13 protein-coding genes are annotated in these 12108 nt (G+C 64.7%); 8 read left to right on the top strand and 5 right to left on the bottom strand.

The genetic code is table 11. The features are described from left to right. The first annotated feature begins 6 nt into the window (after positions 1-6). Positions 7-936, top strand: coding sequence for a hypothetical protein (locus RPC_RS15635; protein WP_041801917.1), 930 nt, complete (start codon positions 7-9; stop codon positions 934-936). 263 nt (positions 937-1199) lie between these two features. On the opposite strand, the gene RPC_RS15630 is transcribed toward RPC_RS15635, so the two are convergent. Continuing rightward, the gene (locus tag RPC_RS15630) at positions 1200-1655 is read right to left on the bottom strand and encodes an iron-sulfur cluster assembly scaffold protein (RefSeq protein ID WP_011473548.1); all 456 of its coding nucleotides are present in this window, start codon (positions 1653-1655) and stop codon (positions 1200-1202) included. Between the two features lie 238 nt (positions 1656-1893). On the opposite strand from RPC_RS15630, the gene folE reads away from it, so the two are divergent. Beyond that, on the top strand, positions 1894-2598 hold the full coding sequence (gene folE, locus RPC_RS15625) for a GTP cyclohydrolase I FolE (RefSeq protein WP_011473547.1): 705 nt from the start codon (positions 1894-1896) through the stop codon (positions 2596-2598). A 283-nt stretch (positions 2599-2881) separates the two neighbouring features. After that, complete coding sequence (hisI, locus tag RPC_RS15620; RefSeq protein ID WP_011473546.1) at positions 2882-3325, top strand: phosphoribosyl-AMP cyclohydrolase; 444 nt, start codon at positions 2882-2884, stop codon at positions 3323-3325. Positions 3326-3329: 4 nt separating this feature from the next. Here the strand turns inward: hisI and RPC_RS15615 are convergent, their stop codons facing one another. Beyond that, a complete protein-coding gene (locus RPC_RS15615; RefSeq protein ID WP_011473545.1) occupies positions 3330-4040 on the bottom strand; it encodes a hypothetical protein in 711 nt (236 codons plus the stop codon). Positions 4041-4275: 235 nt separating this feature from the next. Between RPC_RS15615 and RPC_RS15610 the strand changes: the two genes are divergently transcribed. After that, positions 4276-5295, top strand: a complete 1020-nt coding sequence (locus RPC_RS15610; RefSeq protein WP_011473544.1) for a transglycosylase — start codon at positions 4276-4278, stop codon at positions 5293-5295. Between the two features lie 331 nt (positions 5296-5626). Then, positions 5627-6802: a DUF2336 domain-containing protein gene (locus RPC_RS15605; RefSeq protein WP_011473543.1), complete on the top strand. Its 1176-nt coding sequence runs from the start codon at positions 5627-5629 to the stop codon at positions 6800-6802. A 391-nt stretch (positions 6803-7193) separates the two neighbouring features. On the opposite strand, the gene RPC_RS15600 is transcribed toward RPC_RS15605, so the two are convergent. Continuing rightward, entirely contained in the window at positions 7194-7772 is a 579-nt protein-coding gene (locus RPC_RS15600; RefSeq protein ID WP_011473542.1) for an Hpt domain-containing protein, read from the bottom strand. Positions 7773-7785: 13 nt separating this feature from the next. Then, the gene (locus tag RPC_RS15595; RefSeq protein ID WP_011473541.1) at positions 7786-8334 is read right to left on the bottom strand and encodes a response regulator; all 549 of its coding nucleotides are present in this window, start codon (positions 8332-8334) and stop codon (positions 7786-7788) included. Between the two features lie 480 nt (positions 8335-8814). Between RPC_RS15595 and RPC_RS15590 the strand changes: the two genes are divergently transcribed. After that, entirely contained in the window at positions 8815-9621 is an 807-nt protein-coding gene (locus RPC_RS15590; RefSeq protein WP_011473540.1) for a hypothetical protein, read from the top strand. A 545-nt stretch (positions 9622-10166) separates the two neighbouring features. On the opposite strand, the gene RPC_RS15585 is transcribed toward RPC_RS15590, so the two are convergent. Next, on the bottom strand, positions 10167-10946 hold the full coding sequence (locus RPC_RS15585; RefSeq protein ID WP_011473539.1) for an NAD kinase: 780 nt from the start codon (positions 10944-10946) through the stop codon (positions 10167-10169). Positions 10947-11227: 281 nt separating this feature from the next. On the opposite strand from RPC_RS15585, the gene RPC_RS26850 reads away from it, so the two are divergent. Both RPC_RS26850 and RPC_RS15580 read left to right on the top strand, forming a co-directional pair. Then, positions 11228-11500 carry a His-rich protein BRANT gene (locus RPC_RS26850; RefSeq protein WP_080507346.1) on the top strand — a complete coding sequence of 91 codons (273 nt, stop codon included), beginning with the start codon at positions 11228-11230 and terminating at the stop codon, positions 11498-11500. A gap of 133 nt (positions 11501-11633) precedes the next feature. Further along, complete coding sequence (locus RPC_RS15580; protein ID WP_011473537.1) at positions 11634-12047, top strand: hypothetical protein; 414 nt, start codon at positions 11634-11636, stop codon at positions 12045-12047. Positions 12048-12108: the final 61 nt, after the last annotated feature.

The following is a 12108-nucleotide window of genomic DNA, read 5'->3' as shown; positions in this document are numbered from 1 at the left end:
CCAGACTTGAAGCTCGTGCGGTCGCTCAAATTCGTCGGCAAGGCGCTGCTCTGCGCCGGGGCTTTGCGGCTTGCGCTGGCTTTCGTCACTGCGGCGCCCGGCACCGCGGCGCAGGCCGCCGCGCAACTCGAAGAGCGCAAACTGCCGATGCGGTTCAGCTGGGTGGCCTGCGAGCCGAATTGCCGCGGCTGGATTTCCGCGGTCGGCATCGTCACCTCTGACACTCCGAAGGATTTCGACGAGTTCGCCCGCGGCCGGCAGCTGTCCGGCGCCGCCGTGGTGCTGGATTCCAGCGGCGGCTCGGTCAACGACGCCATCGCGGTGGGACGGCGCTGGCGCAAACTGGGATTGCGCACCACCGTCGGCTCCACCATCCAGGTGCCCACCGCGAGCGGCCCGCAGGCCGCCATCGCGCCGCAGGCCTATTGTGAATCGATGTGTGTTTTCCTGCTGTTGGCGGGGTCCGTTCGCTATGTGCCGGAAGGCGCTCATGTGCGGGTTCATCAGATCTGGATGGGCGATCGCGCCGACGACGCCCGCGCTGCGAGTTACACCGCGCAGGACATGATGATCGTCGAGCGCGACATCGGCCGGCTGGCGAAATTCACTTTCGACATGGGCGGCACCGGCGATCTGTTGTCGCTCGCGCTCAACGTGCCGCCGTGGGAAAATCTGCACGAATTGTCGCGGCAGGAATTGGTGTTGACCAATCTGATCACCACCGAGGCGGTTGCCGAGCTGCTGCCGCCGCTCGACACCGCACCCGCCGCGGTTGCAGCGCTCAAGTCCAAGCCGTTGCAGGAGCGCGTGGCGAGCGAGGTGCCGCTGGCGCCGGCGATGCTGCTGCCGGTCGCCGCCAAGCAGGCGCCGACCAAGACCGCCGACGCCAGCCTGCCGACCGGCGGCCAGGCCGCCGCCGCCGCGCCGCAGCGCTAACCCCTCGTCGTCATTCCGCGGCGCGCGGGCGCAAGCCCAAGCGAACCCAGGAATCTTGCTGCGAGGGCCCGGCATGTTCGGTTGGGCATGAAGTCCAACCCAAATGCAGTCGTCATTCCGGATTGCGAGTTCGAAGAACGAGCAAGTCCGGAATCCATAATCCCTGCGGTGGTTATGAATTCCGGGCTCGCTCGCAGCTATCGCTGCTCGCGCCCCGGAATGACGGCGTTTTCGGTTGAACGCCGCGGACCTGCTGAGAAACTCTAGCCAGCCGCCGCCACCGATTGCCCGGCCTTGGCCTCGATCTGGCCGATCGCGTCGACCACGGCGTCGAAGGTCAATAGCGTCGAGGCGTGCCGCGCCTTGTAGTCGCGCACCGGCTCGAGCAGCGCGATGTCGGCCCATTTGCCCTGCGGCGGCGCGCCGTTTTCTTTCAGCATCTTGCGCACCGTCTCGCGCAACGCGCGCAATTCGCTGGCGGTGGAGCCGACCACGTGTTGCGCCATGATCGACGAGGAGGCCTGGCCGAGCGCGCAGGCTTTCACGTCATGGGCAAAATCGGTGACCACCGCGCCGTCCATCTTGAGGTCGACCTTGACGGTGGAGCCGCACAATTTGGAATGCGCGGTGGCGCTGGCGTCCGGCGCGGCCAATCGCCCCAACCTCGGGATGTTACCGGCGAGTTCGATAATGCGCTTGTTATAGATGTCGTTCAGCATCGGCTCTGCGGGGTCGGATGGGGCGCGCCTTGGCGGGCGCGATCGCCGACTTATATAGGACGTAGGCTGCGGAAATACAGTCCGGCCGCGCTGGCGTCCGCACGGAATTTGGCAATTCACATCGCCGGTTCCAGTGTTACACTTGGCAGGTGAGGGCCTCAGGCGCCCGGCGGCTGCAAAGCCGCCCCGTCTGCCCGGTGACACTCCGGTCCGCAGCGACCGGTCGAACGGAGAAAAGATGGACGCATTGATCAAGCCGCTGCGCGCCGGCAAGCCCGACGCCAAGCCCGCAGACCCCAAGGGTACGGAATTCAGGCCCGCCGAACTCGATCCCGCGGAGTTTCTCGCCGCCGCCGTGAAGCCCGACCAGCCGCGGCCGTCGCGCGGCGAGGCCGAGCAGGCGGTCAAGACGCTGCTGGCCTATATCGGCGAAGACACCGCACGAGAGGGGCTGTTGGATACGCCGCGTCGCGTGGTCGAAGCCTATGACGAGCTGTTCCAGGGCTACCACCAGTGCCCGGCCGAGGTGCTGAACCGCACCTTCGGCGAGACCGCGGGCTATGACGATTTCGTGCTGATCCGCGACATGAGCTTCACTTCGCATTGCGAGCATCACGTGATGCCGTTCTACGGCAAGGCGCATATCGCCTATACGCCGGTGGAGCGCGTCGTCGGGCTGTCGAAGCTGGCGCGGCTGGTCGACATCTTCGCGCACCGGCTGCAGACCCAGGAGCATCTCACCGCGCAGATTGCCGCGGCGGTCGACGAAGTGCTGAAGCCGCGCGGCGTCGCGGTGATGATCGAGGCCGAGCATACCTGCATGTCGGTGCGCGGCATCGCCAAGCAGGGCGCGGTGACCTTCACCAGCCGCTTCACCGGCATGTTCCGCGACAATCCGGCGGAGCAGGCCCGCTTCATGTCGATGATCCGCGGGGGGCGCTAAGCGCCTGTCGCTGCAGCGGATTGAGCCGTCATCCTGAGGCTGCGGGGCGAGCGCCACGCAACGCCGTCATCCTGAGGGGCTGCTCCGCAGCGCCCTGGCGCTGCGGAGCAGCCTCGAAGGATGACGCCGCAAGGACAGCGGTTGAACGATACGCGCGGCTGCACTTCAATGCCGCGGCCCATCCTTCGAGACGCCAGGCGTCGCTCTTCGAGCTTCGCCTGGCTCCTCAGGATGACGCCGGGTGTGTGATTTCTTCCAAGGGATTGGCCCAAGGGATTTTCCGATGTCTGCACCAACCACGCCTGCCGCCGCTCTCGACGACGTCGAGGAAGGCGTCGTGCTGCGTCCGAAATTCGATGCCGCCGGGCTCGTCACCTGCGTCACCACCGACGCGCAGAGCGGCGACGTGCTGATGGTCGCGTTCATGAACGACGAGGCGCTGAAGAAGACCATCGACAGCGGCGAGGCCTGGTATTTCAGCCGCTCGCGCGGCCGGCTGTGGCGCAAGGGCGAAAGCTCCGGCCACGTCCAGCGCGTGCTGGAGATCCGGGTCGACTGCGACCAGGACGCGGTGTGGATCAAGGTGGAGCAGGGCGGCGGCGCGGCCTGCCACACCGGCCGCAAGTCCTGCTTCTATCGCCGCGTCGACCGCGACGCCGAAGGCGCGCCGCTGTTGTCGCCGGTCGACGCCGAGCGGCTGTTCGATCCGGCCAAGGTGTATCGCTGAGCGCTCACGCCAGCCGGTTGGCGACCTCGCGCTGCTTCTCCCCGGCATCGGCGCCGGCGGCGCCGGTCCCGGTCGGGTCGGCGATGGCGTCGATATAATCCACCGCGGCGCTGCGCAGCTTGCCGTCGGTGAGGCTCATCACGCTGGATAGCGTCTGGATGTTGATCGAGCGGATGTTGTACTTGGTCCAGGCTTCCTGCTGCTGCTTGCTGCCGGCGGTGGCGCCCTTTTCCTTGTTGTAGAGCTCGAGCGCGGTACTCGCCGCCTTCAGCGCGTTGAGCCCGGCGATCGCCTTCAATTCCTTGGCGAGATCCGGATCGTCGGCGAACAGCTTTTCGATCTTCTTTTTCCAGGGGCCTTCGGTGGTGACGTTGCCGAATTTGTCGACCTGCAGCCGCACCGAGTCGTCGAGATTGACGTTGAAGAAGGCGAAGGCTTTGGTGAGTTTCTGCGCCAATGCGTCGCTGCGCTTTTCCAGTCGCTCGTCGAAGGTCATTTTCAGGTCGGCGACCGCTTGGGCGTCGGCCTGCGCCTTGGCCAGCATCGCCTTGGCGTGTTCGGAGAGTTCGACCTTGGCGGCTGCAGTGGTGGTGCTTGCGGGCGCGGCGCCGCCGTTTGCCGTTGTGGTGGCCGCGGCGGACTCCGGCTTGAGCCCGCTCTGCAGCAAGGCTGCGGAGGAGTTGCTGGCGGGACTGCTGCTGGCGATGGCGTTCATGTCGGCCTCCCGCGCGGCTTGCGCTAATCGTGTCGGCGCATGCGGTTCAGACATGATTGGAAACACGTTTGGGTTAACCGATGGTGTCGCGCTGCAGCCGGCGGTAGCCGCCTGGCGCTGCGGCCGGCAACATCGTTAATCCCGCATTAACCATAGTGTCTGAAGGTAACTTCGCAGGAGCGCTCAATGGCGCCCGAACTAACCGCCGTCGGTCGAAGGCAGCGGGGGGCCAGCGATGACGGTCGATGCTTCAACCACCTCAGCAACATCCGCCGCGGCGGCGCGGGCGCAGATCGCCGGCGCCATCAAGCAGGCGGCGGGCTCGACCGGGACCAATTTCGGTTACCTGGTGACCACCGCGAAAATGGAATCCAATTTCGATCCCACCGCGGCGGCGTCGACCTCCTCGGCGAAGGGATTGTATCAGTTCATCGAGCAGACCTGGCTCGGCACCGTCAAGGAAGCCGGCAGCCAGTTCGGCTACGGCCAATATGCCGACGCGATCACCAAGTCGGCCAGCGGCGGCTATTCGGTGAGCGACCCGGCGGCCAAGGCCGCGATCCTGAAACTGCGCGACGATCCGGTGGCGAGCTCGGCGATGGCCGGGGTGCTGACGCAATCCAACAGCTTCAAATTGACCGGCGAGATCGGCCGGCGGCCGACCGACGCCGAACTCTACATGGCGCATTTCATGGGGGTCGGCGGCGCCGCCAAGCTGATCAACAACGCCGAGAACAATTCGAGCGCCTCCGGTGCCGCGCTGTTTCCCAATGCCGCGAGCGCCAACCGGTCGATCTTCTACGACCGCGGCGGCAATGCCCGCAGCGTGTCGGAAGTCTATTCCGAATTGGCGTCGCGCTACGATCAGGCCGCCAATTCGCAGTCCACGCTGGCGACGATGGCGGCCGCAGGCGGCGCGCCGATCATGCTGGCCAGCGCCGTGGCGCCGGCGGATAGCGCCGCCTATCTGTCGAGCTTTCCGGACCTGCGCTCGGCGACCCCGGCCACCACCGCGACGGCGGACTCCTCCGCCACCACGCCGCAATATCAACCGGGGTTTCGCTCGCTGTATCAGCCCGGCGATCGCGCCGAGCCGGTGTCGAGCGCGGTGCAGGAGCTGTGGGGCAATCGCGCCTCCACCGCCGCGACGACCCCGACCAATTCGACATCGTCGGCGCTGTCGCAGACCCCGAATGTGCGGCCGCCCGAGCCGCTCGATCTGTTCAGCGATCGCACCGGCGCCTACAGCGGTTAGCTCCAAATCCAGCCGTCATTCCGGATTGCGAGGGCGTAAGCCCGAGCAAGTCCGGAATCTATAACCCCTGCAGGGGTTATGGATCCCGGGCTCACTCACGGCTTCGCCGTTCGTGCCCCGGGATGACGGCGTTAGAACGACGCGCCGCGGTCGGCTGATCGCGCGCTGCGCGTTGCCCTCCAAGGGTTTCCATCCGTGTCTGTGGCATTAACGAAACGTCAATAAACCCAAACGGTTATGGTGAACCCTTTGTTAAGCGTCATGGTTTATTTTATCTGACAGTGGCGCCGCGTCGCGGTGTCTTTTGCAAGTTGCGTAAGCCGGCAGACCCATGATCGTTCGGCAGTTCATCAGTTGGATCCGCACCGCCCCCGCGGGCGAGCGCGCCGAGGCCACCCGCTCGTTGGCGCGGGCCTGGCTGGTTTCAGACCTTTCCGACGCCGATCGCGCGGCCGCCGAAGGCGCGCTGTTGATGCAGCTCGACGATTGTTCGCCCTTGGTGCGACTGGCGATGTCGGAAGTGTTCGCGCGCAGCGCCGATGCGCCGGCCTCGATCATTCGCGCGCTGTCCACCGATCAGGCCAGCGTCGCGGTGCCGGTGCTGGAATTCTCCCCGTTGCTGATCGATGCCGACCTGGTCGATATCGTCGCCACCGGCAATTGCCAGATGCAGTGCGCGATCGCGCGTCGCGCCGCGTTGCCGGCGTCGGTGTGCGCCGCCATCGCCGAGGTCGGCTCGCCGTCGGCGGCGCTGGAACTGATCGAAAACCCGCACGCCGAATTGGCGCCGTTTTCCTGGGACCGCATCGTCGAGCGCCACGGCCATCTGGCGGCGATCCGGGAATCGATGCTGGTGCTGGAAGATCTGCCGGCCGCGACGCGGTTGGCGCTGGTCGGCAAACTGTCCGATACGCTGGCGCAATTCGTGGTGGCGCGGCGCTGGCTCAGCGCCGATCGCGCCGAGCGCGTCGTCGCCGAGGCGATGGATCGCTCCACGGTGGCGATCGCGGCGCGCTCGCGCGACGACGACATGCGCGGCCTGATGCAGCATCTGCGCGCCACCGGACAACTCACCGCCGGCCTGATCCTGCGCGCGCTGTTGTCCGGCAATCTCGAACTGTTCCATCAATCGCTGGTGGAATTGACCGACTTGCCATACGGCCGCGTCGCCGCGCTATTGCACGATGGCGCCAGCGCCAGCCTGAATGCCTTGCTGATCCGCGCCGGCCTGCCGGAATCCACCTTCCCGGCGTTCCGCGCCGCGCTCGAGGCCGCGCAGCAACTCGGTTTTGCCGACAGCACCGACGGCGCGGCGGGGCTGCGCCGGCGCATGGTTGAACGGGTGCTGACTCACTGCGAGACCGGCAGCGATGCCGCGGGGCCGTTGCTGATCCTGCTGCGGCGCTTCGCCACCGAATCCGCCCGCGACGAGGCCAGCCGCTATTGCGACGACGTGCTGGCGGAGGACTGGGTGGCACGGTTCGAATGGGCGGCGATGGCCGCCTGAGCAAGGGCCCGGGATAAAAGCGGGCGTGCCCCGGACGCAGCGCGGCGCGCCGCGTTTGCGGCGTGGTGCGCTGCAGAGCCGGGGGCGTTGCGGATGCGGCCTTCGTAGCGGTCCCGGCTCTGCTGAGCAGCGCCAAGGCGCGGCCCAGCGCCCGGGACACGAGCTCTTAGTTAGAGCATTTTCGGTTAAGATTGCTGCGGTTCAAGAGTCTCGGGCCGTCATTCCGGGGCACCAGCAGCGTCAGCTGCGAGTGAGCCCGGACTCCAGAATCACCGCGGGGAGTATGACTTCCGGACTTGCTCGTTCTTCGAACTCGCAATCCGGAATGACGACGACATTTTCGTTGGACGATTCAATCCTAATCGAAAATGCTCTAGCAGCACCCCTCGAACTACTCCGCCGGCGCGATGCCCGGCGCCAGGATCGCCTCGAGGTGGTCGGGGCGATCGTGGTTCACCGCGGCGAGATATTCGTCGGCGATGGCGCGCAGCCTGCGGCTCAGCTCGCGCTCGACGCCGGCCTTGTCGATCTGCGCGTGCTCGCGCACGATCGCCAGAATCGCCTTGATGTGGTTGGCGATCAGATCCGCGGGGACTTGCTCGAGCTGCGGCGCGTGTTCGATGATTCGGCACAAGCTCTCGGCAGCGACGCCCGCGGTCGGGTAGCCGAAGGTGGCGGCGTCGCCCTTGATGTCATGGGCGGCGCGGAACAGCTCGCCGCGGGTGGCCTCGTTAAAACCCTTGTCGAGAACGGCGGCATGCGCGGCGCGCAGCCGCTCGCATTCGCTCGCCATCCAGTCCTGGAATTCGCCCGACAGCCCGGCCAGCGCCTGTTCGGCGCGGGCGATCGGATCGTCGCGATCCTTGTCGTCGACCTGGCGAAGCACCCGCCGCAGCGGATTGGCCTGAGTGATGACGTGATGGTCGGCGAAGGCCTTGACGCGCAGCGCCGGCTTCTTGGCTTTGTCCATGACGATCAAACCCCTATCCCGCGACGCGGGCCTTATCGAGCAACGACGGTTGATGGATCAGTTCGGCATCGCCGCCGTTGCGGCGTTCCGGCCCGATATAGGCGTTGGCGGCGCTGTTGCGGCGGCGGTCCGGGCCGAAATAATTCTTGGTCTTGATGAACGGCCGCGGATTGGCGACGACGTTGAGCACGCGCTGATACAGCGCCTTGGCGGAGATCGGCTTGGCGAGAAACTCGGTGACGCCGGCATCGCGCGCCACGGTGACGCGGCGCTTCTCGGAATGCCCGGTCAGCATGATGATCGGCGCGAACGGATTGCCCTTGGCCTCCGGCTGCCGGATCATCTGGGTCAGTTCGAGGCCGTCGAAGATCGGCATCGCCCAGTCGGTGATGACGATGTCGGGGGCGTAGTGGCTGTACATCTCGAGCGCAGTGGCGCCGTCCTCGGCCTCGTAGACCTCGCGGGCGCCGAACGAATGCAGCAACGTGCGCAGGATGCGCCGCATGTGCGGATTGTCGTCGCAGACCAGAAAGCGCAGCTTGTTGAAATCGATCCGGAACATGACTCGGCTCTGACGTGGCACCGACGGGGCCGGTATACCTGCCGTTAACTCTATGCAGACGTCGTTAATGAAGGGTTGAGAGGGCGGGGGAGGGCGGCGAAGCCGTGTCCCGGGCGCGGCGCAGCGCCCTTGCGCTGCTCCGCAGACCCGGGACCGTTCCGAGGACGGCGGCTGCTTAGCGGCCAATCGCTTTGCATCTGACCATGCCCGGGACCAAAGCCGCGGCGACCACAAGCGTGCCCCGGACGAAAGCCGCAGTACAGTAGCCCGCATGAGCGCAGCGATATGCGGGTGAGCTGAGACGAAGAGAAGCCGGAGGTCGCGGCGGTCATTTGGGCTACGCTTGCTCAGAGACGACTAAGCCGGGCGCGGTGCGGCGCCTTTGCGCCGCCCGACAGACCCGGGCCCGTTACGAGGGGATCTTTCCCAAGGTCGTGAAAGCTGCAAGTCCTATAAGTACAAATGGGGTAAGGGGAACACATGGCACTTCTGAACAAGGAAGAAGAAGTCCGCGAAGTCTACAGGCAGCTTGAAAGTGACCTAGCCACGCTATTCAAACTGGTATTTTCCTTCCGAAAGCCAGTAACAGAAGGTGACATACGGATCGCATCCGTCATTTTGCGTAAATGGCTGACCGACGGATTGCTCGGGAAGCTGTGCAACGCCGCAGGGGTTAAGGCCACTGTCCAAGTACTCGATAACAGTATCCCACTCGCCGCACTCGCGGAGCACCCGGCCATCAACTACTTCCTGACGGCCGGTGTTCGATTCAATGGCGTGCCGATCTGCGGGATCTACAATTCTGGAGATCCGTTTGCGGGCGGACCACAAATTCCAGTCGATCAAATGCATGAGCGCGAAATGAGAATTAGTGAATTTCTGGCGCAGAAGCGATTGTATTTTGATGGCTCTCTGTTTTCCTGTGCTGACATAATAAAATTCACTGCCAACAAGCTAGGTGGCGCTCACTTTGATATGCAGCGTACTCCGAACTACGAAAAGATCGATCAAGCTTCGAACTACATGAAGTACGGTGGGCCCCTTCCCAGTGCAGAGTGGGATCCGGGGAGTGAAATCTATATGGTTCTAGAGCCGACCAGCAATGAGGTGCTTAGTGGCTTGCATATCGAGATTGTTGCCGCAGCAACTACATTCATTCAGATCAAGTTCGACGGAATTCCGATCATGAAATTGGCGACCAAGGTGTCCTTGCGGACACGCGCACGGCGGTTACTGGGATTAGATAGAGCTCGATTTCGTTTCTTTCAAAATTCGAAGCCAGATTAAGCCGTCTTGACTATCCATGTTGCTAAGTCAAGCGAGTCAAAGTTGGCCTGATCGGGTTTCCTGCCGTCGAGGCCCAGGGCATTGGCACTCCAGGGCCGCGGATTAATCCGTGTGGTGATCGCAAACCGACCGCCGAAGACGAGGCCAGACATTTGCGATGGGGTTTCGCAACCGAACCCGCCGGGCGGTGCGCGGCTCACGTCCCCGTCGCGGTATTTTTATAGGGCGAGGGCAGCTGTCCTCGCTTTTGGCTGCTCGTTGCCGCTAGGAATAATGTCCGTTCGGTGATTTTTTCGTGGCGGAGACGCCCCGAAGCGCCGAACTCGAAATGTGGCTGCGGTCACAATGTCGCCGCAACGCTTTTTAATGCGTCATTGCCGCTGCCGCAGGTTTGCCGCAACTTGCCCGCTCCAAATTCTGCAATGAATTCAATGAATCACAATTTGCTCGCGAGCAACCACGCATGCGCTCCGCGCAACGCCGCTGATTGTCAGCAAGTCATTGAAGCGGCGAGGGATTTCGATGCGGTCGGCGCCCCGCAGCGCTCAATACCCAAACTGCTCGCTGAGGATGCGTTCTTCCAGACTGTGCCCGGGGTCGAACAGCATCCGCATCGAGATGGTCTTGTCGGAGATCACTTCGACTCTTCGGACGTCGCGGGCCTCGTCGTGGTCGGCGACCGCCGCGACCGGGCGCTTGTCGCCTTCCAACACTTCGATCACCACGAAGGCGGTGTTCGGCAGCAGCGCGCCGCGCCAGCGCCGCGGCCGGAATGCGCTGATCGGCGTCAGCGCCAACAGTGCTGCGTTGATCGGCAGGATCGGCCCCTGCGCCGACAGGTTATACGCGGTGGAGCCGGCCGGCGTGGCGACCAGGATGCCGTCGGCGATCAGTTCGCTCATCCGCTCGCGCTCGTCGATGATGATGCGCAGCCGCGCCGCCTGATGAGTCTGGCGAAACAGCGCCACCTCGTTGATGGCGTGGTAGATATGCACGGTGCCGTGAACGTCGGTGGCGCGCATCAGCAACGGATGGATCACGGTGTCGCGCGCCGCGGCGAGCCGGCTGCGCAGATCCACCGCGCTGTATTCGTTCATCAGAAAGCCCACGGTGCCGCGATGCATGCCGTAGATCGGCTTGTTGCTGCGCATGTGCTGATGCAGGGTCTGCAGCATCAAGCCGTCGCCGCCGAGCGCCACGATGACGTCGGCCTCGTGCGGATCGACGTTGCCATAGGCGTCGGTCAATTGCAGCAGCGCGGCCTGCGCCTCGGCGCTGGGGCTCGCGACGAAGGCGATCCGAGAGTAGCGCGAAGGATGGGTCATGAGGGCGGCCTCTGCGGGCATTCGGCAGGAATGAACGACGTCGTGCCGTCGTCTATACGACCTGTCGCGCGATTGTCGAGGCGCGACTGTGCGGCGTCGGGACGGCCTGGTTGCAGTCCACCGCCGAGCGGGCAAGCTGACGAACGCTTCATCCACATGAATGAAAGCCGTTGCGGCGCTTCAGGAACGGTTCAGCGCGCCGATCCTAGCGTCGCTGGCATGAACGATGAGCCGGCCGATCGACCGCTCGCTTTCAGGTCCAGATGCCATAGGAGACGATCATGATGAAGACCATTTCCGCAGCCTTGCTCGCGGCTTCGATGTTGGCGGCGCCGGCGATGGCAGCCGGCAGTGCGCCCGCCGCGCCGGCCCCGGTGACGACGTCGCTGTCGGCGAAGCCTTCGCCGTTGAACGCCCAAGCCAAGATGGTCCGCCATCACCCACGCCATGTGGCGCGACATCATCACGCTGCCAAGCGGATCGGCGCGCATCGGCCGCATCATGGCTCGCACCGTGCGATCAAGCCGATCGGCCACGCGGTTCGGCACGGCTGACGCCGTTCGGCGCGGCGGGTTGCGTAAGCCCGCCGCGCCGGCTCGCTTGCCGGGTGAGTTGGCAATTCCAATCCGCTGACGGAGCGGTTAAGACATTGGCGGACGCCCGGACTTTCCGACCTGCGAGCCCGCCTTGAGACCGTTGATCCACCCCGCGACATTGCTGCTGCTCGCCGCGACGCTTGGCGGCTGCGCCGGCGTCAGCAACATGACGTTCACCGATGATGCCGGCACCGGCAACCAGCCGTTTCCGACCAACTACCGGTCCGAATTGTTGGCGTTCTTCAGGACCTATCTGACCGATCCAGTCGGGGTCCGCGACGCGATGATGGCCGATCCGCTCCAGCGCAGCATCGGCGGCCGGCAGCGCTACGTCTCCTGCCTTCGCTTCAACGCCCGCAAATCCGATGGCAGCTATATCGGCATCCGCGACCGCGTCGTGGTCTATGTCGACGCCCGGCTCGACCGCATCATGGAAGAGCCCGGCGACACCTGCGCCGGGGTGAATTACCAGCCGTTTCCCGAGTTGGAGAAATTAACCCGCTGAACAGCCTGGAGGTTGTACGGAACTCGGGTGTTGCCGCTTGGTCACAGTTACGAACCATCGT

Origin of the sequence: Rhodopseudomonas palustris BisB18, assembly GCF_000013745.1 — a bacterium.
Classification (GTDB): domain Bacteria; phylum Pseudomonadota; class Alphaproteobacteria; order Rhizobiales; family Xanthobacteraceae; genus Rhodopseudomonas_A; species Rhodopseudomonas_A palustris_F.
This window is presented reverse-complemented; position numbering and strand designations above follow the sequence as displayed.